The following is a 24,918-nucleotide window of genomic DNA, read 5'->3' on the forward strand; positions in this document are numbered from 1 at the left end:
GAGAACTCCTTTCTTATGGTTGGTTTAGACACCTTTACCATATCAGAATGGGGTTCTTTTTTCATCACTTAACAGGTGAAAATGAAAAAGTAAATTTAAGCTGCCGTTAGGCAGTTGGCACATGTTTTCAACGAAAAGTATGAATTGTTCAGGTTTAGTATTGTTAGATTATATTCATAAAAAATACACAAAACAAGTCAGTTATGACGGAGGATGTTATAAAATATAACGCGAAATAAGGCTGTTTTGATAATGTTAACCAAAATTAGGATAACATCGTTATATAATATAACAAAAAACAAAGGTGTATTTAATTGAGAAAATTAATTTATAAATCGCATAAAACTAATCATTAATTGCCTCAACTAATTACAAGTATAAGGATTGAAAATAATAAAATTAAGGAGAAAAAAAGTTTTTTTGTTAAAAAGATATAAAATTGTCAGAAGATGGGGGTAAGGTATGGATTAGCTTATGCAGACTAGATTGGTAAGTCGATATTTATAAGGTGGTTGAAGAAGATTTTGGGATATTGGATGATGCGCAATGAAGATATTTAGTTTTTTGTTAATATGTAATTAACGTGTACCTTGGTTATCAGATTAAAGGAGTGCTTATTATGAGTAGGAGTGCACGTAAATATCCTAGAAATAAATCCAATTGTAGAAAATGAAGACAGTTTTAAATCTTCGCTTACACCGGAGATTTACTGGAGTTGAATTTGGTGCACTCGTTTTATCTAAAGTTGAGTATAAGAGAGTGAATGCTTCTTATAAAATTAGTGATACTTCTCTAACTTTTTTCATTGGCGTATTGTATTCAACCAACTATTCTTGTAATAAAAGGTCTTGTCCACTTATACAATGGAGCTAGATGAAAAAGGTGAGGTCATCTTTCGAGAAGTAGGAACCTGTATTTTAAGGTACATCACAAGGTAAGTATTAAATGTTTTGATCGCCCGCCGTCGAAAACTTCGAAGATTCGATATTCTAAAGGAACACAAGAATATGAGCGGTCTATTGCTTGTCCTAAAGATTCTTTGTGGAATTAAGTCGAAGTGGGAAGAGAGCAGATTTATAGTGCCTAAAAGGTGATTAAATTATATGAAGAGTTTATGATATGCTCCCTCTAAAGTAGACACTTAAAAAAGTAAACTACTTTAGGGGGATTTTTTATGTACTCAAATATGAAGCATACAGTGGCTGAACTGGAATTTTATATTCTTCAATATTTAGAGGGTATGACTTTTCCTATGTTGAAGAATTTAGGACTACAGTATGAGAATACATACTTTTTATTTGAAGTGAGGCTCTATCAACAACATGGCATTGATAGCCTCCAACCACCGACTAAGCATCAACACTATTCATCGGAATTTAGAGAACAAGTGGCACAAGAACATCTGGTCGATAAGATATCCATCAATGAACTGGCAATTAAATATAATATTCCATCTGGGAAAACGATTCGTAGCTGGATTTTTAGGTATACTAATGGTGGGGAGTCTCAATCCTACAATTCAAAGCCAGAGGTGTATCTGATGAAAGAAAAAAACGACTTACGAAGAAAAAGCCTAAAAAGTAATCTGGCTGTGCCAAGCATTAAAAGTGAGCCAATCGAGCTATTATAAATAGTTAAAACGTCAACCATCACATATAGAATTGCGCTTAAAAAAATAATAGTATTCATTCAAGAAGCACATAAAACATGTAATGGAATTTATGGCTATCGTCGTAGGACTATTTATTTAAATCACTTCCAACAAGCCGCCGTTAATCATAAGTGTGTCTAGCACTTAATGAAATGGATGGGCATCCAAACCTATATAAAGAAAAGACGAATCTAAAGATTCGCCTTAACTATTTTTATTATTTACTTGTCTACTTGACAGGGGGCAGTTCATATTGAGTTTGGTTGGGGGCTTTGATAATCTAAGTTGCTGTCCAGGTCATTAGCCATTCTTTCTCGTGAGTTTCTTCATCTAAGCACTCCTCAATAAATTGAAAACCATGCCTTTTATAAAATTGTATCGCCTGCGAATTGCGTGAATAAACAGAAAGTGTCAAAGATTTGTGTTGGCTTTTTAAATAAGTCAACAACAGGCTTCCTATGCCTTTGTGGCGACTCTCCTTCTCAATAAAAATACCCGCAATATAGTCTCCCGTCATACCAATAAAGCCTAACAGTCGGTTGTCTTCTTGATAAAGCACCATATTCGCCTCATGAAAAGCTGAAAGCACATCATCATAATGACTGGTCCAATAGGCTGGGTCAACAAAATCATGCACTTCCAAATTCACAATTAACCACAAATCAGCGACAGCCTTTATTACATCAGGATCCTTGTCTACTAAATTTATAAGCATCGGGTGACCTCCTTTAAATGACTAATAAGAAAAAGTCTAACAGAATACGCAAAGAGTCGCAATTGATAATCAAAGAAGGATGAGAAACAGATAGAGCCTATGCTACAATAGCCATAAGTAAAAAGAAGGGTGCGAGATGATGCGAATTAAACGACCAGTAATACAAGCGGATTTAGAAGAAAAAGAGTTAAAAGACTTATACCAACCCCATGATTATATCTTAGAACTAGATGGCTATGATTTGAATGAACCTGACTTTACAACCGTTCAGGTGGAACAAGTGCGATTATATAATTGCGTCATTCGTGACGGTATATTCAACGATATGGATTTAAGTGATGCAGATCTGACTGATGTGCGCTTTATCGGCTGTGACTTCTCGAATGTAAATCTAAGCCAAGCATCCATTCACCGAGTAGAGTTTGAAAATTGTAAGTTACTCGGAACTCAGTTCTCTGAAACCATGTTAGGTGACACACTATTCCAAGAGGCAATCTTAAACTTATCTACATTCGCGGATTCAAAGTTAGTGCGAGTCTACTTTCAAGAGTCGTCACTTCAAGAAGCAGCCTTCTTTGAATGTAAACTAAAGCAAGTCAACTTTGAAGAGTGTGAACTCAATGACATTACCTTTGATCATACACCTTTAAAAGGCATCAACCTTAGCACATCAAACTTTGACTCAATCCGAGTCGCCATCGAAGACTTGAAAGGCTGCCAAGTGTCCAGAGAACAAGCCTTAGGCTTGGTTGGGTTGATGGGGGTAGAAGTGGTGTAGGGGAAATCATAGAAATATTTCAGCAATAAGAATAATCATATAGTAAAATGGTATAAAAATAGTTAAGGTTAAGGTGAAAAAATGAACAAAAATATTGATGTTGTGGGAGCTATTCTAATAAAAGAAGGAAAGATATTATGCGCTCAACGGGGAGGAGAGAAATCCTTACCTTATTTATGGGAGTTTCCTGGCGGAAAGATTGAGCAAGGTGAGACGCCTCAAGAAGCACTTCATAGAGAATTGATTGAAGAATTAAAAATTGAAGTAGTAGTGAGTAACGAGATCTTTGATGTAACAAGATATAACTATGATTTTGGGACTGTTAACTTAACAACATTTATCTGTCATTTGGAACTTGGTGAACCAGTATTGACTGAACATGTTGCTATTAAATGGCTCGCCCCTAACGAGATTAAAGCATTAGATTGGGCACCAGCAGATATACCAGCTGTTGAAAAACTAAGCCAACTTGATCTAAGTTGAGGTATTTAAGATGGACCTATTAGAACAATCACTTAGAAAAGCCTTTATCAATCGAAAAGAAATTGGCTCGCAATATGATCCAAAGTTAATTATTAATCAACCTGAGAAAAAAGAATTTTTGTTGAATAATTTACAAGATGAGACTGAGAAATGTGTATCATTCATTTTCTCAATTGCTTTTGTCACTCAAGATGGGCTGAACGCAATTAAGACTTATTTAAATGATTTAAACCAAAGAGGAGTAAAAGGGCGCCTAATCACGTCGACTTACTTACAATTTAATCATCCCGATGTCTTTGAATCATTAATGAAGATACCCAACTTGGAAGTAAGATTATCTGAAAAACGTGGTTTTCATGCGAAAGGTTATTTATTTGAGCATCAAGATTATCATTCTTTCATTATAGGTAGTTCAAACTTAACAATGAGCGCACTGAAGCTCAACTACGAATGGAATGTGAGATTAACTTCTTATAACCATGGAGAAATAATTCACCAGATGAAGATGCATTTGGAGGAGCAGTGGGAACAAGCGATACCTCTAACACAGGAATGGGTAACAGAGTATAGAGAGAATTATATAGTTGAAGAGATTACCGATTTGTCGGTAATCAACGATCCGCCACTGAAAGAAAACTATATTGTACCTAATCGAATGCAAGAAGCAGCACTGTCTAGTTTGAAGGCTTTGCGAGAGTCTGGAGAACAAAGAGGACTTGTCATTTCAGCAACAGGTACGGGTAAAACGTACTTAGCTGCCTTTGATGTATTGAATGCAAGACCAAACAAGATGTTATTCATTGTTCATCGGGAACAAATCTTAAAAGATGCGATGCGTTCTTTTCAAAGAGTAATCGGCGGAAGTAGCGGAGATTATGGAATACTATCCGGTAATCGAAAAGACATTAATGCAAAATACCTTTTTGCGACGATACAAACGATCTCAAAACTAGAGTACCACCAACTATTCGAACCGGATGAATTTGATTATATACTCATTGATGAAGTCCATAAGGCCGGGGCCAATTCTTACATTAAGACAATCAATTACTTTGAACCGCAATTTCTACTAGGTGTTACAGCGACCCCTGAGCGAACAGATAAAATCAATATTTATGAATTATTTGATTATAATATCGCGTATGAGATTCGTCTGCAAGAAGCATTAGAGGAGGACTTATTGAGTCCCTTTCATTATTTTGGGGTGACTGATTATGAAAAAGATGGCGAAGTCATTTCTGAAGTAACAGACTTGAAGCATCTTGTACTAGAAGATCGAGTGAAATTCCTCATTGAGAAGCTAGATTATTATGGAGTATCACATAATAAAGTGCGTGGTTTAGTATTTTGTAGTCGCAAGAATGAAGCAGAGTTATTGGCCGAGCAATTTAATCGTTTGGGTATTCCATCCTCTCACTTAACGGGCGACCATTCGATTGAGGATCGAGAATATGAGATACAACGTTTGGAAGCGGGAGAGATTGAGTATATCTTTACTGTCGACATATTCAACGAAGGGATTGATATTCCTATGGTGAATCAAGTTGTCATGTTACGTAATACCCAATCTAGTATTATCTTTATTCAACAAATGGGACGAGGCCTACGTAAACACAAGTCTAAGGAGTTTGTGACAATAGTTGATTTTATCGGCAATTATAAGAATAATTACATGATTCCAATGGCCTTGTCCGGGGATATCTCTGGGAATAAAGATAATTTACGCCGGGATACGTTTGAGACAAGTTATATTACTGGCCTTTCATCCATTAACTTTGAGCAAGTAGCTAAAGATCGGATATTTGCTTCAATTGATCTAGCAAAATTAGATACAATCGCTGAACTAAGAAAGGCCTATACGAAGTTAAAAGAACGTTTAAATCGTATGCCGAATTTGTCGGATTTCAAAGAATCAAATACATTAGATCCGTTAATTATTATGAATCGTTCGGATAATTACCATGACTTCTTAAAAAAAATGAAAGATAGTGATCAAGTTCTTTCTGTTATAGATAATAAGATGTTAAAGTTTTTATCGAAAGAAATTCTCCCTGGCAAGCGTCAACATGAAATTGTTTTAATGAAAGCCTTAATGGAAAGTAATTCATACATGATGACACGAGTAGAAATTGTTCAATTATTTAAACAATTTAACTTGGATTATTCACAAAGAACGGTAGATTCAGTAATCAAAACGTTGTCATTAGACTTTTATACCGGAACTTTGAAGATGGCGTATAAAGGGGCGGAACTCATTAAAATTGAGGGTGAAACGATTAAATTCACGCAAGCATTCATTGAAGCGTTGAAAGTTGATTACTTTGCTGATCATGCAAAAGACGTGTTAAAAACAGCTTGGCTATTAAGTAAGGAATTCGACCAGTCGTCACCGTTAACAAGGTATCAAAAATACTACCGCCGAGATACGATTAGACTGTTAGGTTGGAAAGAACAAATTGTAGACCAGAACATAGGTGGTTATGTTCGTGATGATGAAGGAAAAATATTCGTTATCTTTGTAACATTGGATAAAGGTGAGGATTTCCAAGGCGCGGAGATTGCTTATGAGGATGCCTTGTTGGATGAGTCAACTATGCATTGGGTTAGTAAAGCCGGCCGTAAGCTTAGTTCACCTGAGATTCAAATTATGCAAAATCCAAAAGATTGGGCAATTCATGTCTTCGTGAAGAAATCCGACGATGAAGGATTAGACTTCTACTACTTGGGTGAAGTTCAACCAAAAGTAAACACCATTCATCAACTTGAGAAACCTACTGGGGACGGCAAGAGTAAGAGCGTCGTTGAGATGGAGTTGAAGTTTAAAGAGCCGATTGAAAGTCGATTGTTTAAGTATTTGAGGTAAAGATAATCCTTCTAATTATTTAATATGACAATTGCTGCAACAACCTTAAGGTAGTGCTGCAAAGTATTTAACACCCTTCTAATTAGTTATATAGCCGCTTAAACTATGATTAGCTGTAGCATATGTATTTAATTGGAAAGGGTGTTTGTTGTGAAGAGGTATCGTGTGTGGGTTACGTCAGAGTATGAGTATGTGATTGAAGTTGATGATGATGCGAGTTGGGACGATGTTCAAGAAAAGGCATGGGAGGAAGATTGGACGCCGTTGATTCATAGGGCAGATATCGTTGAAATAGATGAGATTCAGGAGTAATTAAATAGAGTTAAATTATAACCAGCCCGGACAGTATAAAGGTTCGGGCTAATTATTTAAGTATTATTATTTATATTCATATGGTTAGGTGGGGTACCGCTAGTTTGTAGGGTAATTTCTTATCCCCACTTCCGTAACTTGTGTTACTTGTGAATTGAAAAGTTCATCTATTAAATTCAATACTATTGTTGGACCGTTCTTAAATTGACATAGTTTTTTAAAGTCACTCAGTAACGGATGTACTATGTTAGCAGTTGAATAAAGGCAATATTTTACTTCTAATCTCTTTTTAATATCTTCAAAACCTTTTTTGAGATTTTCAGAGGTTATAGCAATTGATTCAAAATCGGGTGGATAAAAGAGATATTTTTCTTTTTCACCTAGAAAATTATATATAATAACCGGATAAAAAGTGTACAAATTCAGCCTCCTAAGTTTAATTATGAATAAATATCACTATGGAGATATATTGACGAATCGATTAGAAGCAGATGCGCTCATATCAAAAGAAGAATTTCGACAAATTATCTCTGATAGAAAGTATAATGAATTTCAATTAGGTGATCTATTCGAATTTGATGTTACAGATTTTTCAAAAGTAGATTTTAATGAACTGTTTAATTATTTGGAAAAATTATGATTAATAAGCAACAAAGCTAGATAGCTCTTATCTTGCTTTGTTGCTTATTTTAATTTATTGATGGGTTCAGATTGGAAACGTTAAAACCATTTGTTGGATTCGTATTAATGATCTCTCCATTAAGAGATATGTGTTTTTTGAAAATGAACCAAATAGAGTTCAAATCAATAGCTGATTATATTTATAGAATCTCGAAATAGTTATGTAATAATCTAACTTTTTGGGTTTCGTTCTATACTCATTTTGATAATCACCCAAAACTCATGGTTAGCTTCACACCACTTCGCTCAGCTATGTGTTTAAGTATCTGAATTTTAAGAATAGCATTCCCTTTCTCAACCCTTGCAGTGGTTGAACTTATCAACTAAGTTCGCAAAGTCTAACTGAGCTAACCTTATTGAATGTTTTAATTGCTTTACAAAACTTTGCTAATCAAGGATACGACATGTTAATGCCTATGATGTTTATGGCTAACATGGCTATTACTGGAGCAACAGCTGCAGTTTATACTAAGGTAAGATCAAAAGAAGAGAAATCACTCGTATTATCTTCAGCAGTCTCAGGACTCTTAGGAATCACTGAACCAGCATTGTTCGGGATACTTTCAAAATACAAAAAAGCATTTATTGCAGCTACAATAGGTAGTTCTTTAGCATCTGCTTTTATTAGTTTTTTCGGTGTGAGAATTTATGGCTATATTCTATCAAGTATTTTTAGTTTACCTGCTTATATAGGTGAATACTTTATATTCGCAGTGTTAGGAATTCTTATCGCACTTATCTCATCATATGTAATTACGTATGTTTTAATCCCTAGTGTCGAAAGCAGTGATTCAGATACAAACACTGATAATGAAAACACAGTGAATAAAATTGAGTTATATTCTGTTTCAAATGGAGTATATATGCCATTAGAAGATGTTTCGGATGAAATATTTTCATCAAAAATGATGGGGGATGGGTTTGCTTTCCAATCATTGGAAGGTGAAGTATTCTCTCCAGTAGATGGTACAATTTCAACAATATTTCCAACAAAACATGCCATTGGAATCAAAACAGACACTGGCATAGAAGTTCTAGTTCATATGGGAATCAATACCGTAGACTTAAATGGACAAGGATTTAGTGTTTTTGTTGAAGAAGGGGATAAAGTTGGACCTGACACATTAATTGCAAAAATGGACTTAGATTATATTGAAGGACAAGGAAAAGAAACACCGATTATTGTTGTAGTTACAAATATGGATCGAGTTCAATCGGTTATCGGAGTAGATGAATTGGAAGGAAATCATCAGAAAGGCGAATTGATTAATACAGTAAATTTAAATAATTAAAGTAAAATTAACTCAAGTAGAATTCATCAATTAGTTTAGATTTTTTTACAAAAATAACTAATAATCAAAATAATTAAGTTCAGGCAGTTATAAAATACTGTCTGAACTTTTTTTATATGTTAATAGGAGATATTTAACCTAAAATATCCCTTATTAATAGCATTTATCAGTGGTTTTCTTTTTGTGTCATCACCTATTAATGCTACAATAACGATGAAAAACCTAGGGAGGTTACAGTCATGAAAGTGTATTTTGCAGCATCTATTCGTGGAGGTAGGGCGGATATTTCTATTTACAAGCAATTGATTGCTTATTTGTCTGATAACCACGAGGTGTTAACCGAACATATTGGTGACGATAGTATAATTGCCTCTGGGGAAGTTGAACGGACCAATAAAGCCATTCGTGACCGCGATATTCAGTGGATTGAAGAGTGGGATGTTATGGTGGCTGAGACGACTAACCCTAGTTTAGGAGTCGGATATGAGTTGGCTTACGCTGAACATATTGGCAAACCAGTTATAATTATACATCGAACAAATCAGAGTCAATTGTCTGCGATGATCGCTGGGACAGATTATTTTGATAGTATTTATTATTACGAAGAGATTGAAGATGCTATTGGAATTCTTGAAGCACAATTAGGGAAGGAAGAATAACAATGATAGACAAAATTGCACGTGACTTTTCATTAGGAGAATTTGAGTCAGCTTATCCCTATCTTTCTGAAGACATAAAGTGGCATGTCGTTGGAGAAAGTACAACGCAAGGTAGAGAGAGAAGCTATCATGGAACGTTGTCAACAGAGTCGGGATTTTTTCGATTCAATTAAGACGGATTTTACCGTGTTTAAGCTCATTGAGAGTGGGAATCAAGTGATTATAACAGGTTCAGTTATCTTTGATAATAATGGTGCTGTGTCGCGAATTGATGCATGTGATCTGTATACTTTTGATGAAGAGAATCAGTTGATTGAGATAGAATCATATTGTGTGTCGATTTAAGAATAGGGTTGATAACAAAGCTACATTGTTATCAATCCTTTTTTATTGGAATTTAAAAACAAACTACTAATAACACTCTAATTATATTCAGAATATCATATGTACTAAATTTGAATATATGATAAAATTAATTTATAAACATTCTTGTTTTATAATTTGAAAAGAGGTGCACGGATGAAAAAATTGTTTCTCGTCTTAAGTAGCATGTTGGTATTATCAAATGTTGTTGGTGTGTATGCACAAGAGGATATTGAAAGTGAAATTGCTCAGAAAGAAGCAGAATTAGAAGAATTACGTAATCAACTTGAAGAAACACAGAGTGATGGCGAAGGTGATCCGGTAGAAGGAACGAATGTAGCGCAATTGGCGAAAAGAGTTGCTGTAGGCAATTCAAATTCAGATGAGCAGATTAGTCAGCTATTAGCACTCTTTGGAATGGAGAGTAATGATCAATCTAACTTAATAAAAATTGATGGTGTTGCTTTAAATGAACTTATCAGTGACGGTTCAAATGAATCAACAGATGTTTACTCAAGTGTAATGGTCGATATGCCAGAAAGTGGTTCGGGAGTTAATGTTGAAATATTAACACCAGAGAACATTACCGTAGTATCTGAATCAGCTTATCAAAATGCAGCAATTACGGCAGGAGCAACGAATGCAGATATAAAAATTGCATCTGTTATCGCAGTAACAGGTGAAGGTGCTTTAGGTGGTGTATATGAAATATTTGATCAAGCTGGTTATAGTTTAGATGCAGAAGATATTCAAACCGCTGAGAACCTTATCCAAATAGAAGAAGTATTATTAAGTGAAACAAATATGTCGGAAAGAGAAGTGTCCCAGTTAGTTACTCGCTACAATTTGGCTATTGTTCATGCAGTAGAAGGTAAGGAAGCATTAACTTTACAAGAAGTTAATGAAATACTTAGCGAAATTCTAGCTGATTACAATTATCAATATAGCGAAAATGTACAATCTTTACTACTAGATCACGGTGTTGCTTTTTCTAAATCATCAGTATCTAAAAACCCTGACACAAGGGCAGCCCTAGAAGAAGCAATGAGACAATACGAATCAATTAACCAAGTTTATAACCATGGTGAAATTCAAGTCGAAATTACCGATATGTATTTAACGGACGAAAGAGTAGATTATGTCACTGAAAATTATGATAATGTATTTACAGTTCATTATTCAGTGACAAATACTGGAGAGACTGAAACTTCCGCGGGATATGATTTTGCGTTATATGTTAACGGTCAAAAAGCAGATGATTACTTTTTAAACGATGATTTTCAGACGATGGTTTCATCCAATCGCCAAGCAGATGTTAAACAGAGCTTTGGATTTAATGGCGCAGCAAATTTAGAGGACATGGAACTAGAACTAATGGATATGAGGGCCTATGGGAAACCGCCGGTTGTAATACCTTTAGATGGAAGCGAGCCATCAACCCCAGAAGATCAAGCAGCTGATGTAGAAAACGGTGTATCTAGTGAATTTGCAGAAAGCGTGGAGAATGAAGAACTTGTAGAAATTCTTCAAGCATTTTATGATTCGGGACTTAATGTTATGGAACCTAAAATTATGACGCGTAATGATTATGGAATTGCGCCATTACTAGCTGAAGAAGCTGTTAGTTTTGGAGCACAATTTGCTGAGTTTGTTTTTGAAAATGAAGATGGAAGTATTGACCAATTCAATTATGGAAGGTTATTTTTAGTGAGAGATGAGAATGATCTTCAAACAATGAAAGCTGTGTATGATGATTTAGGGAAGGAAGCAGCTATGCTATATTCTCATACTTATTCAAAAGGAGATATATTACTTCAAATGGGTGGCGATGTTTCAGATGAAGACTTCGCTTTATATACTGCAGTGATTGATGAGGTAGTGGAATAAAGCAATTAAAGCTTCTAACTTTAATTATGATATATAAAACTATCCCGCTAAATTCATGTTACGTGAATTTAGCGGGATGGTTTTAATTTTATATGTTATTAATCCTTCAAATCACTGATACACCCAATGATTAGGTTCTGTCTCAATTAATTGATTCTCAGGATTATAGAACGCTTCATCTGGTTTATAAATAATTCGTTGACGTTCTTTTTCATAATCTGGATCTGGTAATGGGATGGCTGATAGCAAACTTTGTGTATAAGGATGCTTCGGATGATCATACAAAGTATCAGCGTCCGCGACTTCAACAATTTTTCCTTGGTACATCATACCGATTCGGTCACTAAAGTACTTTACCATTGATAAATCATGGGCAATGAATAAGTAAGTTAAGTTATGTTTGACTTGTAACTCCTCTAGCAAGTTAATAATTTGTGCTTGGATTGAAACGTCTAAAGCAGAAATCGGTTCATCACAGACGATGAAGGTTGGTTCAACGGCTAAGGCCCGAGCAATACCAATTCTTTGACGCTGTCCGCCAGAGAACTCATAAGGATATCGCGTAGCATGGTCTTTGTTTAAACCTACGGCCTCAAGTAATTCATAGACACGTTCAGACCGTTCCTTCTTGTTTCCTACTAGATTGTGTACATCCAAGCCTTCCGCAATAATATCGTTAACCTTCATACGCGGGTTAAGTGATGCGTAGGGGTCTTGGAAGATCATCTGAACTTCTTTATTGAAGGCTAATTTACTTTGAGTGGTTTGTCTTTCGGTCCATGACTTACCATCAAAGATAATATCCCCATCAGTTGGTTGATAAAAATTAACAATGGCACGCCCAATTGTTGATTTACCACTGCCTGATTCACCAACTAAACCAAATGTTTCACCGCGGTAGATATCAAAGCTGACACCGTCGACCGCTTTGACTTCATTACGAGTACCTTCATTATAGTATTGTTTTAACTGTTTAATCTGAACAAGAGGTTGTTTCTTTATTGGCTTGTCTGTCATTGAATCTCCCCTCTCTTTAGTTTCAATTCAAAGTGTTCATGGCGTTTTTGAATGGGTTCCGGCACTGTAATTGCTGGCGCCTTTGGATGCAAGAGCCAAGTTGCAGCGTAATGTCCCTGTCTTACTTCGAATAAGGGTGGTTGTTTAACAAAATCAATGGCCAATGAGTATTCATTCCGAAAGGCAAAAGCATCTCCTTCAGGTGGATTTAATAAGTCCGGAGGTGTTCCAGGTATGGCATACAAGCTTCCTTTTGAATCTGGGGTTGGCATTGAGTTTAATAAGCCCCAAGTATAAGGGTGCTGCGGATGATAGTAAATATCATCGACCGATCCAATTTCAACAATCTTACCTGCATACATTACGGCAACTCGGTCAGCCACATTGGCGACGACACCTAAGTCATGTGTAATAAAGATAATAGTCATTTGTTTCTCTTTTTGAATTTTTTTAAGTAGTTCAATAATTTGAGCTTGAATGGTTACATCGAGTGCTGTGGTGGGTTCATCTGCGATTAATATCTCAGGGTCTCCCGCAAGGGCAATCGCAATAACGATTCTTTGTCTCTGTCCTCCAGAAAACTCATGTGGATATTGCTTCATTCGTTCTTTAGGATTGACTAAACCACATAAATCTAAGAGATTGATCGCTTCATCCACCGCATCTTTACGGCTCATCTTTCTTTTCTTCTCAAGCACTTCCGTAATTTGTCTTCCGATTGAAAGTGTTGGATTCAAAGCGGTCATAGGATCTTGGAAAATCATCGCAATTTGAGTCCCACGAATTGCTTCCATTTGCTTGTTTGTATACTTTAATAAGTCATTATTTTTGAAGATAACCTGGCCACTTTCAATCATCGAATTTTTGCTTAATAGTCCTATAATTGAGCGAGCCGTTACAGTCTTACCTGATCCCGATTCACCAACAATGGCTAAGGTTTCTCCTTGATAAAGATTAAAAGACAAGCCTCTGATTGCTTGTAATTTCCCAGAAAAAGTTTGGAAACTAATGGCTAAGTCTTTTACTGTTAATACTTCTTCTTTCAAAATATCACCTATTCTTTCATTTTCGGATCGAATGCATCTCTTAAACCATCAGCTAAAAGGTTAAATGAAAGCATAATAATCGAAATCACTGCTGCTGGATACCACATGAGATGAGGTAAGAATCGGAAAGTCTTGTAACCGTCATTAATAAGAGTTCCAAGGGATGCGTTAGGCGCTGGAATTCCGATACCAATGAAGCTTAAAAAGGCTTCAAAGAATATTGCTGACGGTAAGGCAAACATGACTTGTACGATAATCAAGCCCATCATATTTGGTAAGATATGTTTGAACATAATCTTAATAGTGGGTTGACCTAACACTTGTGCAGCTAAAACATATTCCTGTTGCTTGAGTCGAATTGTTTGAGCTCGCACAACCCGAGACATCGTAATCCAACTGGTTAAAGCAATGGTAATAATAATCGAAACCAAACCGGGATTCATAACTAAAAGCATGAGTACGACAATAACTAAGTTAGGAACACCTGATAGAATTTCAAGCACTCGTTGCATGAGGTTATCCACGCGTCCGCCCATCCATCCAGAAATCATACCGTATGCAATTCCGAATATTAAGTTTATTAGCGCTGCTGCGAAGGCAACGATTAAGGAAATCCGCGTCCCGAAGATGATGCGAGACAATAGGTCTCGACCTAAACTGTCAGTTCCAAGATAATAATAAACTCCTTCAGGTACACCAGATTGGTCATAACTATCAATTAATGCACCCCCACGGTTTACAGACGTTCCATTGAACCAACTAAACCCTTCTAAACCAGGAATTTTTGGTGGTAGATTTGACCATGCAGGGTTTTGCGCATTTGGATCATGTGGCGCAAAGAAGGGTGCAAACACAGCGATAATGATAATCAAAGAAATAACAAAGAATGATATCATCGCGCCTTTATTCTTTTTGAGACGACGCCAAGAATCTTGGAGGAAGTTTAGTGTAGGAGCGACAATTTCCTCATTTCGATCAGATTCTAATTGAACTTTTGTTGTAAATAGTGAGTCGTCTATATCTTTTGTGTGTTCTACAATTTTTTGATTATAGTTTGTATTAGGAATCTCTGTATGTGACATTTACTTACCTCCTTGTGTAACACGCATCTTAGGATCGATCAATCCGTAAAGAATATCTACAATGAGGATAATGACAACAAGAATAACTGAATACATGATTGTCACACCCATAATAGTTGGATAATCGTTCACTAGAATCGATTTTGTGAACTGTTCTCCAATTCCAGGAATGGAGAAGATGTTCTCAATAACGAGTGATCCAGTCATTAAACTAGCAGTTACCGGTCCTAAGATAGTTAATAAAGGAATAATTGCATTTCTTAACGCGTGTTTACTGATAATATATATTTTTGAAAAACCTTTGGCTTTGGCGAGTTCAATATAATCACTATTAAGCACTTCAATCATCTCCGTACGAATGAACCGGGCAGCTTCAGCCGTCGGTGAGATTGCTAAAGCAATCGTCGGCAGGATGCTCGATAAGAAGCCATCTCGCCAAAAAGCAATCGGTAGCCATTCTAAGACAACAGCAAAGATGAATTGAAGTAATACAGCAAAGACAAAGTTTGGTACAGATCGTCCACCAATAGCGACCGTTGAAGTTAATGTATCAATCCAAGTGTTTTGTTTAACTGCTGCGATAATACCCAGAATGGTTCCCACAGTTGTTCCAAGCACCATCGCTTGGAGTCCTAACTGAATCGAAGGTCCGGCTCTATCTGCAAGAATTTGTGTCACAGGGATATTATTGAACTGGAAGGAAACACCGAAGTCTCCTTTGAGTACATTCCTTATATAATTAAAGTATTGAATATGAATGGGTTCGTTTAATCCATACTTTTCATATAATAAGGCAAGTTGAGTCTCAGTTAATAATTCTTCGTTGGCAAAAGGTGACCCTGGTAAAAATTGCACCAATAAAAAAGTTACAGAAATAATAATAAATAATGTAACTGCCATTAATGCAACTCTTCGTAATATATAACGAAAATATCGTGTCATTCTAAACCTCTTTCTATTATATAACTGTGTCATGAATCGGTATACGATCATGATACAATTTGACAATTGACTACACTAGCAACATCTTAAGAACTAGCGACGTAAGTCCGTTGAACTACTGAGCAGAAATATATACTTGACGTAAATCATAACTTCGACCCAAAGGTAACACTCTCAAGCCTTTTACTTCTGGAGTAAGCCAGAAAGGATTGGCTCTTTGGTAAATCGGAGCTACAGCTGCTTCTTCTTTAATACTTAGTGTTTCAGCTTCAATTAAAGTTTCCCAACGGCCATCTAAGTTATTTACGATGTCATATTTAGCTGAACGAATAAGTTCTTCTCGACAGGTCATCATCAGAGACAAGTAGTTCTAAGTCTATTGTATCAAATTCTAGTTCTTCTTTGGCAGTATTCCAATCCGATTAATTATAAAGTTCTTTATCGAAGACTTGAGAAATCGCACGTCTTAAAGCAATGTTGCCCGTGTTTTCACGAGCTGTATTGAAACCTAAGTAACCAAACTTTGCTTTTGGAAGGGTATGAAGAATATCAATTCCTGTTCACTAGCTTCGAATCAATCAATCCCAGTTCCGATTTCTTTTATCACAGATATGTGAGCTACATCAAGGTATACATTTTCAGCGTCCCAATAATTATCATTTTTGACAAAAGCCCATTCCAAGTTTACACCGATCCAGCCTCTACACAGGCAAGAAGCGAGTCGCTAAAAGTAACTTTAAAAAGTAATCAGCCTGGTACTCAAGAATAATTTCAAGTGTCTTTTCATCCAAAGCCATCACCTCTTTCGATGAAAAAAGTCCCTTCTGTCAGAAATAATCTAACAGAAGGGACGAATTTATCGTGTTACCACCCAGGTTCCGAATTACTTTCACAAGTAATCGCTCAATAAGTATCAATGAATACTTTGCGCGTTATCGGGCGCACCCGTCGATTTAATTTGAATCATTCGAATGCTCCAAGTTCATCTTCATTCACTTTTAACTATCTGTTTTCACCAGCCAGACTCTCTAATAAAGTTAATTAAGTAAATTACTCTTCTCTTCGTCGCATTTCCTCATGGAATATTAATGATATAGTACTAATTATAAAAGCGTTAGTCAATAGTTCTGCTTTTGTTTTTAATTTTATTCAGTTATTTTTAATAAAAGTTGCAATATATATTTGTTCTTTTATAATACATCTTAATTATATTACGAAAAGAAAGAAGGACTATGATGTACTCAACAATACTTGAACGATTTATCCGATACGCTCGGTTTAATACACGAAGTAACCCAGCCAATAAACATATGATCCCTTCATCACCAGAACAAGTCGAATTTGCTTTGAAGCTTGAGAACGAATTGAATTTATTAGGGCTAGAGGAGGTATTCTATGATGAACGTGATGGTTTCGTCACAGCTAAAGTATCTAGCAACCAACCAGACAAAGATATTCCAGCAATTGGTTTTATGGCTCACATAGATACAGCTGACTTCCCATCTGAGAATGTAAACCCACAAGTTCATTACAATTATGATGGGAAAGATGTTGTCTTAAACAAAGAGTTAGATATTGTAATGACCGTCAAAGAATTTCCCAATTTAAAAGATTATGTTGGGGAAACATTAGTGACAACGGATGGAACAACTTTATTAGGAGCGGATTGTAAAGCAGGGATGGCATCAATTGTTGAGGTGATGAAACATCTTATCGAGAATCCTGAGATTCCTCATGGAGATATTTGGGTAGCATTTGGACCGGATGAGGAGATTGGGATTGGTGCAAGTCGCTTCATTGCAGAAAAATGGCCCGTTGAATTTGCTTATACCATTGATGGAGGACGAACTGGGCAACTCGATTATGAAACATTTAATGCGGCGCAAGCGGTTTTAACTTTTACTGGTACGAGTGTTCACCCAGGAGCAGCTAAAGATGTCATGGTAAATCCATTAGCGGAAGCAGCGAAGTTTTACCAAAAAATCCCAGCGAATGAAACTCCTGAAACTACTAGTGGTTATGAAGGATACTATATGTTAGGAGGTCAAACTGGGGACTTAAACTCAGTGACTGCGATTTATAATATTCGCGATCATGACTTTGATAAGTTCGAAGAGCGAAAAGCACAAATCAAGAAATGGGTCGATGAACAAAACGCTACTTATGCTTATCCAAGAATTTCATGTGTGATTACAAATCAATATGCAAATATGGGAAATATAATAAAAAATGATTCAAGATCATTTGATTTAGCGAAGCAAGCTTACGCAGCAATTGGTGTGACACCGAGAATTAACCCTATGCGTGGTGGAACAGACGGGAGTCATCTCGCTTTTAAAGGCATTGCGACACCTAATTTATTTAAAGGGTCTGAGAATTCTCATGGGCAATACGAATTTGTTACCGTGGAAAGAATGAAATTAGCGAGTGATGTCATACTATCTATAATTGAACTCGTCCAAGATCAACCAGTGGTTTATCACATCTAAACAAGAAAAAAGGTCGAACAAAGAGCGCTAAGCTCCTTGTTCGACCTTTTATTGTGGCATGTTATTCAGTGACATAAGTTGTACGTAAGTTAATTGTACGACCAAATGGATAGACTTCAAAGTTTTGAACACGTGGATCTAGTAAGTAAGACGATGAAGCTTGGTAAATTGGTGCAGTAACTGCATCTTCTGCAACACCGATGCGTTCAGCTTCTAGCAATGCTTCACGACGTTGTTGAGGATCAGTTGCGTATTCAACCTGTGCTGCTTCTACGAGAGCATCGTACTCTTCATTTGAATATTCAGCAAAGTTGATTCCGCCATCCGTGCGATATTGTTCAATAAAGTTAATTGCATCTTGGTAATCAGGTGCCCACGTTCCATAGAAGATATCAAATTCTAGATTTCTTTGGAATTCAATACGGTTTTGTAATGGGACACTACGAATTGTTAATGTTAAACCAGGTAAGTTTTCTTGTAATTGAGCTTGTAAATATTCAGCCGTACGACCTGATAGGTCAACATCTGATGTTAATAATTCAAGTTCTAATGAATCCACACCTAACTCATCAAGTCCCGCTTGCCAATCTGCTTGAGCTTGTTCGACATCATAAACTAAGATATCTCCTTGCTCATCACGGAAATCAACCCCGTCTTCACTCACATCAAATCCGACAGGTACTAAACCATTTAATGGTGTTGAACCATCTTGAATAACCGATTCTGCATATAATTCTTTATCGAATGCTTGTGACAAAGCACGACGGATATTCGCGTTACCAGTAGCTTCTCTAGTTGTATTATAACTTAGATATCCAACAGTAGATTTAGGTACGGAGTAGAAAAAGTCACTTCCAGCATATTGTTGTACAAAGTCATCTGTTAAGACAGCATAGTCGAGTTGTTGCGCATCAAATAAATCAGCTCCCGTACCTGTTTCTTTCACTACTTGAACAAGGACATCTTCTAAGTAAACATTATCAGCATCCCAGTAGTTAGGATTTTTCACTAGATTCCATTCGAGGTTTGAACCGTTCCAGTTTTCTAATGTGAAGGGTCCATTACTTACAAGGTTTTCTGACGAAGTAGCATAGCTACTACCCACTTCTTCTACGAAAGCTTTGCTAACTGGTAAGAATCGACTTCCTGTTAGCAGCTTTGGTAAGTAAGGCGCTGGATATTCAAGTGTAATTTCTAGTGTTAAATCATCTAAGGCTACGACGCCCAATTCATCCAGTTCCATGTCACCGTTTCGGATACTTGCAGCATTTTTAAAGATTTCAACCGTCGTTGAAGCAACTGAACCTGAATTAGGATCAACCAAACGTTGGTAACTATACACAAAGTCATGCGCCGTGAGAGGATCTCCATTACTCCAAGTTAATCCATCTCTTAGTGTGAATGTATAAACGAGACCATCATCACTAACATTAACATCCTCAGCTTGACCTAATTCAACTTCACTCCCCGTTGTTACGCGGTACAGCCCTTCATTGATTTGACCGATCATATCTGATGTAGGGACATCATTGTATAATGCACTATCTAAAGTCGATAATTCTCCATTAGTTGCGATACTTAATGTTTGTTCAACAGAAGGATCCACCTCTGGTGCATCTTGAGCAGAAACAGGAACACTAGAAAACACGCTACCTAAGGCCAAAGCACTAACAAAAAGAGATACAACTTTCCTTTTTAATTTCATTCTCAACACTCATCCTTTTCTAAATAATATTTCTTTCAATTTAGCACTTTCTAATAATATGTCAATGATAAAGATTACAATTAATAAATAATTAGAAGAATGATAAAAAAATAAGTTTGAGGAATTTTTAACATTTTCCCAAAATAGGGGTGACACTTTTTCTAAAAAATGCGTTTATAGGGGTGTAAGTAGTTTTACTTACAAACAAAAACGAGGAGGGGTACGATGAACAAAGAATTCCTATCAGCAAGCTTAAAGCTTACTGCGATTAATCCGGTGACGGAGAAGAAGACAACGGTGACGTTGAATGATTTAACTCAGGATGCGCCAGTAGAGGATGTTGAGGCTGTTCGCAATGCACTGCAAAGTGTGATTGAGGAGCCAATCTCAACGGTAGAAGCGGTTCACACATTCGCGTTTGCGTAAATAGTGTCAGATAAAGATGCTTAAGTGAAAAGAAGGGTGGTATACACAATGGAAGAAACAAATAATTTAGAATTGTTATTCAAAGACGAAGCAGGATCAAACAAAAAGGTCACACTTCGTAACCCTAAGTTGGGCCTAACAGCACAAGAGGCTCAAGCAGCATTGGACGCAATTGCTGGCGCTGAAATCTTTGTTAATGAGAATGGTGATGCTTACGCGCAAGCAGTAGGAGCTCGCTACGTTCGTCGTACGGTTGAAGACATTTACGCTGCTTAATCGCAGCGCACCCCCAACGCCTCGCTATAGTTATTAGCGGGGCTTATTTTTTTGCGAAAAAGGAGGAAAAGGCATGTCTGTGATTGAATTAGGTAGTTTGGCTGGGGCAATGATTACGGTAATAACGCTCATCTCCAAGATGATTCGTTTAATTACTTCGATTCAAAATCTAATTAACCGCCTAGATACGATGCAAACAGAGCTGGAAGCGAATAAACATGGTTTAAGTGATTTAACCCAACGGGTCAATAACCATGATATGAAGCTTCATACCTTAGAGATGGAACAGATATCGTTGTCGAATCAAGTAAAGGAGCTGACCTCTTATGCGTTTAACTAATCGAACGTATGATTTACTGAAGTGGTTTGTCTTAGTGGTTTTACCAGCTGTGGCGGTACTTTTCCAAGGTTTGGGAGAGTTGTATAGCTATGCGGATGTGGAAATACTCGTTTCGACCATTAACTTATTCGCCGTTTTTCTCGGGACGATCTTACAAATTTCAAGTAAATATTACAATGGAGGTGACGGGAATGGCCACAGTGCAGTCGTTGCTTAAAGTCGCACAAAGTTATATTGGTGTGAGTGAGGGGACGAACACCTTCAATAATTTAATTGCAGCCTATAATTCAATACGCCCCATCCCGATGGGGTATCAGGTCAAGTTGACTGATGATTGGTGTGACGTGTTTGTAACGGTTGTTTCCGATCAGGCTGGGATGAGTGATTTGATTGGGCGAGAGTGTGGTGTCCAACGTCATATCAACATCTTCAAAGCGAAAGGGATTTGGTTAGGAAGACAGTTTCCTAAAGCGGGTGACATTATTACTTTTGATTGGGATGGGAATGGTTGGGCTGATCACATTGGGTTTGTGGAGTCGGTTGAGCATAACCAAGTGAAGACCATTGAAGGCAATAGCCAAGCCAAAGTGAAGCGGAATACTTTTCAATGGAATGATAAGCGCATTATGGGCTACGCTAGACCGAAGTATCAAGTGGTCGGTGAAGTGAAGAAGACCATTGATGAGTTGGTTCAAGAAGTTATCGCAGGAAAATGGGGTGTCGGCCAAGCAAGAATGGCTCAACTCGCTGCTGCGGGTTATGACTTTAACCATGTGCAGAGTAAGGTCAATCAAATCTTTGTAGATAAAATTCAGACGCCGACTGTAGTTGTGTCAGAAGCTGCTCTAATATATCAAGATGCTCAGTTATCGAAGGCACATCTAGATAAGTTACTCGCCTTATCAAAGCAGTATCAAATTTTACCCAGTCTACTTATTGTTATGTTGCATTTTGAAGGGGTTTGGGGTCAGTCCAATGTCGCAAAATTAGATCAAAATTGGGGCGGGATGACCTGGTCAGTCAACTATATTGGCAATCCTGATATTAAGAAAACGAAGGGCAGTCCACGTCCTAAGAGCGAAGGTGGTTACTATCTTCGCTATGCATCGGAGGAGGATTTCTTTGAAGACTGGATATATTTACTGCGACCCGGTGGGATATATAAAGTGAGTGGCCAGAGGAATTTCAAGGATGCAGTCAAAGGCTTATTTCAGGTTGGTGGATCTAAGTACGACTATGCTGCTTTAGGATACACGAAGTACTTAGAACGCATGGAAGCAAGAAGAGTTGGGATAGATAAAGCCAATCCGGGCGTCTTGAAGAAGCTAGATGCAGACTGGTTTGCTGGAAGTGAAGGAAATGAGAAAGTGATTGTATCGACCGATGCGACCACTTGGCAGACCGGTGAGCGGATAGCGACTTGGGTCAAAGGCAAGGCTTTTGATGTATTAGAAACGAAAGAAGTAATGCAAAAAGCTTTTCTATTAGCGGATAATGGGACCGTGTTAGGTTGGCTATTAGAGTCAGATGTGTTGAGTGCTTAATTGAAATAGGAAGAACTTCTCGCGATTGCGGGAAGTTTTTTTATTTAAGATAATTTCGCATTTAAATGAAATTTAATTGATGGGACAAGGATCGTTTTTTGCTTGTGAGTGTCTTATTTCTATGAATCATGAGAATGTTGGGACAATAAAATTGTAAGCGGTTTGATAAAGCATATAATGAGTTTAGAGAATCATTTCAATGATTTCAAGAAGTCACAAGTTTTAAGGAATTTGACGACTAAAGAGGGGGCGGAGTAGATGGGTATATCACATAAGCTACTAAGAAAAGCATTGATGCCGATGGATTTAGTAATGATGGATCATCGGAGGAAACAGCCGGTCAAAAGTTCTAGTAGATTAAGCTCGTTATTGAAAGGTTTCATAAGAACACGGTAAGCTAAGTTAAATTAGTTTCTGTGTTCTTTTTGCATTTAATTTATTAAAGCGCTTCCTAACATGCTATAATAAAACTATATAATATATTTATACTAAAACACATAATAGACAGTAGCAATGATTAAGAGATTGATGAAATTGATATTGGCATTTATTTTTTAATTTTTGCGGGAGAAGTTGGGCATACTCAGTCACTTGAAGAGCAGCGAGAAGAAGCAATTCGACTTTATAAGGAAGGTACATAGAATTATACATTTGAGTAAGTTGAGGCATATGTGAGTAAACAAGAAGCAGAGGCCCTAGCAACAATAACAGTGAAATCTTATAAGAGTTATGATTACGGAATAGCTGGAGATCAATCTCACCGACAATTAGAGACTTAAATGAGAATGGTCTGAATATGTATGGGATGGAATTAGGTATTTACCAGTATCGTCCAATAGCACCGAACATGTGTCAGGCTACTTAACGCTTGAAAGATATTTTGTGGATCAAGGATATGTCGAAGGTTATACTTACCCGAATGCTGAAGTGAAAGTAACACATGTAAATGGTTATGCTACAACTATGGAAAATGCCGTAGCTGATAGTAATGGGTATTTTCATGTGGAGGGTTTTAGGCATCAAAATAATTTAACAACAACTGTGATAACAGTCACACATCCTGAAACAGGCGAGGAGATTTTAGTAGCACCATATCCTTGGACAGAGTGGGAACTTGAGAATGCAGAGTGGTAATGAGTAGAGTTCAATTATAGAAAGGAAGCAATATAACATGGACGTAAGGAAAGAAGCACTTAGATTAAGCGAGGAACTAGGCGGGAAGATTGAGGTTAATCCTAAAGTATCCATTACAAATATGGAAGAATTATCCGTAGCATATACACCAGGTGTGGCTGCGGTTAGTTCGGCGATTGCGGAGAATAAAGAAGATGTCTATAAATATACAACGAAACGTAATTTAGTCGCGGTTGTCACTGATGGATCAGCTGTATTAGGACTAGGAAATATCGGACCTGAAGCTGCGATTCCAGTGATGGAAGGGAAAGCTGCTTTATTCAAAGCTTTTGCCGATGTGGATGCTGTGCCTATTTCATTAGATACGCAAGATGTTGAAGAAATTATCTCGCATGTTAAAGCAATTGCCCCTTCATTTGGTGGAATTAACTTAGAAGATATTTCTGCACCGCGTTGTTTTGAAATTGAAAGACGCTTGAAAGAAGAACTAGATATTCCAGTTTTCCACGACGACCAACATGGGACAGCGATTGTCGTATTAGGTGCTTTATATAATGCATTAAAAGTTGCTGATAAGAAAATCGAATCAGCAAAAATCATTATCAATGGTGGTGGATCTGCCGGAACGGCAATTGCTAAGAAAATGTTAGCCGCAGGTGCTAAAAATGTTATCGTCTGTGATATCGATGGTATGATTGCTGAAGATGATCCTGCTTTAGATGAGCGGCACAAGGACTTAGCTAGTTTAACAAATCCTGATAACTTGAAAGGGGATTTACAAGAAGCTGTGAAAGATGCGGATGTTTTCATTGGTGTGTCAGCGCCAGGTGTATTGAAGAAAGAATGGATTGCAACAATGAGTGAAAAGCCAATTATCTTCGCGATGGCGAACCCAACACCAGAAATTATGCCGGATGAAGCGAAGGAAGGTGGCGCATTTATCGTCGCAACGGGGCGTAGCGATTTCCCTAACCAAATTAATAACGTTCTAGCTTTCCCTGGTATTTTCCGTGGAGCTTTAGATGCACGCGCAAGTGACATTACAGATGAAATGCAAATCGCGTCAGCTCAAGGAATTGCGAGTGTGATTCCAGAATCAGAGTTAAGTATGGATAATATTATTCCAGATGCCTTTAACCCTAAAGTAGCAGAAGTCGTTGCGGACAGTGTTCGTAATGCTACAAAATAATATTTAATATTAAAACTAATAGATCTCGTGAAGGTTCATTGGTT

General features: G+C 37.1%; 24 protein-coding genes, 2 pseudogenes and 1 other annotated feature. Of the genes and pseudogenes, 18 read left to right on the top strand and 8 right to left on the bottom strand.

Annotated features, from left to right (window positions below; all coding sequences use genetic code 11):
• Window positions 1-1,174 precede the first annotated feature (1,174 nt).
• The gene (locus tag ACEN31_RS02925; protein WP_407108594.1) at window positions 1,175-1,630 is read left to right on the top strand and encodes a transposase; all 456 of its coding nucleotides are present in this window, start codon (window positions 1,175-1,177) and stop codon (window positions 1,628-1,630) included.
• Between the two features lie 301 nt (window positions 1,631-1,931).
• Here ACEN31_RS02925 and ACEN31_RS02930 read toward each other — a convergent pair whose 3' ends face one another.
• A complete protein-coding gene (locus ACEN31_RS02930; RefSeq protein ID WP_407108595.1) occupies window positions 1,932-2,366 on the bottom strand; it encodes a GNAT family N-acetyltransferase in 435 nt (144 codons plus the stop codon).
• Window positions 2,367-2,502: 136 nt separating this feature from the next.
• Here ACEN31_RS02930 and ACEN31_RS02935 point away from each other — a divergent pair, with 136 nt between their 5' ends.
• The 4 genes from ACEN31_RS02935 to ACEN31_RS02950 all read left to right on the top strand — a co-directional run bounded on the left by ACEN31_RS02935 (window position 2,503) and on the right by ACEN31_RS02950 (window position 6,802).
• A complete protein-coding gene (locus ACEN31_RS02935) occupies window positions 2,503-3,144 on the top strand; it encodes a pentapeptide repeat-containing protein (protein ID WP_407089663.1) in 642 nt (213 codons plus the stop codon).
• Window positions 3,145-3,225: 81 nt separating this feature from the next.
• Window positions 3,226-3,627 (top strand): (deoxy)nucleoside triphosphate pyrophosphohydrolase, encoded by a 402-nt coding sequence (locus tag ACEN31_RS02940; protein ID WP_407093517.1) that lies wholly within the window; start codon window positions 3,226-3,228, stop codon window positions 3,625-3,627.
• Window positions 3,628-3,637: 10 nt separating this feature from the next.
• Complete coding sequence (locus tag ACEN31_RS02945; protein ID WP_407093516.1) at window positions 3,638-6,490, top strand: DUF3427 domain-containing protein; 2,853 nt, start codon at window positions 3,638-3,640, stop codon at window positions 6,488-6,490.
• Window positions 6,491-6,655: 165 nt separating this feature from the next.
• The gene (locus tag ACEN31_RS02950) at window positions 6,656-6,802 is read left to right on the top strand and encodes a hypothetical protein (protein ID WP_407093515.1); all 147 of its coding nucleotides are present in this window, start codon (window positions 6,656-6,658) and stop codon (window positions 6,800-6,802) included.
• A gap of 99 nt (window positions 6,803-6,901) precedes the next feature.
• On the opposite strand, the gene ACEN31_RS02955 is transcribed toward ACEN31_RS02950, so the two are convergent.
• Window positions 6,902-7,222, bottom strand: a complete 321-nt coding sequence (locus tag ACEN31_RS02955; RefSeq protein WP_407093514.1) for a hypothetical protein — start codon at window positions 7,220-7,222, stop codon at window positions 6,902-6,904.
• A gap of 10 nt (window positions 7,223-7,232) precedes the next feature.
• On the opposite strand from ACEN31_RS02955, the pseudogene ACEN31_RS02960 reads away from it, so the two are divergent.
• From ACEN31_RS02960 to ACEN31_RS02980, 5 genes and pseudogenes are all read left to right on the top strand, one after another.
• A pseudogene (locus ACEN31_RS02960) lies at window positions 7,233-7,442 on the top strand (kinase); the annotation flags it as partial.
• 409 nt (window positions 7,443-7,851) lie between these two features.
• Window positions 7,852-8,775: pseudogene (locus ACEN31_RS02965) on the top strand (glucose PTS transporter subunit IIA); the annotation flags it as partial.
• A 239-nt stretch (window positions 8,776-9,014) separates the two neighbouring features.
• Window positions 9,015-9,434: a nucleoside 2-deoxyribosyltransferase gene (locus tag ACEN31_RS02970; RefSeq protein ID WP_407093513.1), complete on the top strand. Its 420-nt coding sequence runs from the start codon at window positions 9,015-9,017 to the stop codon at window positions 9,432-9,434.
• 90 nt (window positions 9,435-9,524) lie between these two features.
• Window positions 9,525-9,779, top strand: coding sequence for a hypothetical protein (locus tag ACEN31_RS02975; protein WP_407108596.1), 255 nt, complete (start codon window positions 9,525-9,527; stop codon window positions 9,777-9,779).
• A 174-nt stretch (window positions 9,780-9,953) separates the two neighbouring features.
• Entirely contained in the window at window positions 9,954-11,684 is a 1,731-nt protein-coding gene (locus ACEN31_RS02980) for a DUF1002 domain-containing protein (protein ID WP_407108597.1), read from the top strand.
• 111 nt (window positions 11,685-11,795) lie between these two features.
• Here ACEN31_RS02980 and ACEN31_RS02985 read toward each other — a convergent pair whose 3' ends face one another.
• From ACEN31_RS02985 to ACEN31_RS03005, 5 genes are all read right to left on the bottom strand, one after another.
• Entirely contained in the window at window positions 11,796-12,701 is a 906-nt protein-coding gene (locus tag ACEN31_RS02985) for an ABC transporter ATP-binding protein (RefSeq protein WP_407108598.1), read from the bottom strand.
• Window positions 12,698-13,747, bottom strand: coding sequence for an ABC transporter ATP-binding protein (locus ACEN31_RS02990; RefSeq protein ID WP_407108599.1), 1,050 nt, complete (start codon window positions 13,745-13,747; stop codon window positions 12,698-12,700). Before ACEN31_RS02990 ends, ACEN31_RS02985 begins: the two co-directional genes overlap by 4 nt.
• Before the next feature lie 8 nt (window positions 13,748-13,755).
• The gene (gene opp3C / locus ACEN31_RS02995; RefSeq protein ID WP_338490374.1) at window positions 13,756-14,829 is read right to left on the bottom strand and encodes an oligopeptide ABC transporter permease; all 1,074 of its coding nucleotides are present in this window, start codon (window positions 14,827-14,829) and stop codon (window positions 13,756-13,758) included.
• The gene (locus tag ACEN31_RS03000; RefSeq protein WP_407108600.1) at window positions 14,830-15,771 is read right to left on the bottom strand and encodes an ABC transporter permease; all 942 of its coding nucleotides are present in this window, start codon (window positions 15,769-15,771) and stop codon (window positions 14,830-14,832) included. It abuts the gene before it with no gap.
• 115 nt (window positions 15,772-15,886) lie between these two features.
• A complete protein-coding gene (locus ACEN31_RS03005) occupies window positions 15,887-16,126 on the bottom strand; it encodes a hypothetical protein (protein ID WP_407089654.1) in 240 nt (79 codons plus the stop codon).
• A gap of 488 nt (window positions 16,127-16,614) precedes the next feature.
• Window positions 16,615-16,846, bottom strand: a binding site (T-box leader).
• 160 nt (window positions 16,847-17,006) lie between these two features.
• On the opposite strand from ACEN31_RS03005, the gene pepT reads away from it, so the two are divergent.
• Window positions 17,007-18,260 (top strand): peptidase T, encoded by a 1,254-nt coding sequence (pepT, locus tag ACEN31_RS03010; RefSeq protein ID WP_407108601.1) that lies wholly within the window; start codon window positions 17,007-17,009, stop codon window positions 18,258-18,260.
• Window positions 18,261-18,321: 61 nt separating this feature from the next.
• Here pepT and ACEN31_RS03015 read toward each other — a convergent pair whose 3' ends face one another.
• On the bottom strand, window positions 18,322-19,965 hold the full coding sequence (locus ACEN31_RS03015) for a peptide ABC transporter substrate-binding protein (protein WP_407108602.1): 1,644 nt from the start codon (window positions 19,963-19,965) through the stop codon (window positions 18,322-18,324).
• Between the two features lie 225 nt (window positions 19,966-20,190).
• Here ACEN31_RS03015 and ACEN31_RS03020 point away from each other — a divergent pair, with 225 nt between their 5' ends.
• The 7 genes from ACEN31_RS03020 (at window position 20,191) to ACEN31_RS03050 (ending at window position 24,874) form a co-directional block, all read left to right on the top strand.
• Window positions 20,191-20,391 carry a hypothetical protein gene (locus ACEN31_RS03020; protein ID WP_407108603.1) on the top strand — a complete coding sequence of 67 codons (201 nt, stop codon included), beginning with the start codon at window positions 20,191-20,193 and terminating at the stop codon, window positions 20,389-20,391.
• 48 nt (window positions 20,392-20,439) lie between these two features.
• Entirely contained in the window at window positions 20,440-20,667 is a 228-nt protein-coding gene (locus ACEN31_RS03025; RefSeq protein ID WP_138405218.1) for a DUF2922 domain-containing protein, read from the top strand.
• 73 nt (window positions 20,668-20,740) lie between these two features.
• Entirely contained in the window at window positions 20,741-21,007 is a 267-nt protein-coding gene (locus ACEN31_RS03030) for a hypothetical protein (protein ID WP_138405217.1), read from the top strand.
• On the top strand, window positions 20,994-21,224 hold the full coding sequence (locus ACEN31_RS03035) for a phage holin (protein ID WP_138405216.1): 231 nt from the start codon (window positions 20,994-20,996) through the stop codon (window positions 21,222-21,224). The genes ACEN31_RS03030 and ACEN31_RS03035 overlap by 14 nt, the downstream gene beginning before the upstream one ends.
• The gene (locus ACEN31_RS03040; protein ID WP_407089652.1) at window positions 21,199-22,551 is read left to right on the top strand and encodes a CHAP domain-containing protein; all 1,353 of its coding nucleotides are present in this window, start codon (window positions 21,199-21,201) and stop codon (window positions 22,549-22,551) included. The genes ACEN31_RS03035 and ACEN31_RS03040 overlap by 26 nt, the downstream gene beginning before the upstream one ends.
• An 849-nt stretch (window positions 22,552-23,400) precedes the next feature.
• Window positions 23,401-23,685: a hypothetical protein gene (locus tag ACEN31_RS03045; protein WP_407108604.1), complete on the top strand. Its 285-nt coding sequence runs from the start codon at window positions 23,401-23,403 to the stop codon at window positions 23,683-23,685.
• 37 nt (window positions 23,686-23,722) lie between these two features.
• Window positions 23,723-24,874, top strand: a complete 1,152-nt coding sequence (locus tag ACEN31_RS03050; protein ID WP_407108605.1) for an NADP-dependent malic enzyme — start codon at window positions 23,723-23,725, stop codon at window positions 24,872-24,874.
• Window positions 24,875-24,918: the final 44 nt, after the last annotated feature.

Origin of the sequence: Ruoffia sp. FAM 26255 (assembly GCF_045528525.1) — a bacterium.
Taxonomy (GTDB): domain Bacteria; phylum Bacillota; class Bacilli; order Lactobacillales; family Aerococcaceae; genus Ruoffia; species Ruoffia tabacinasalis.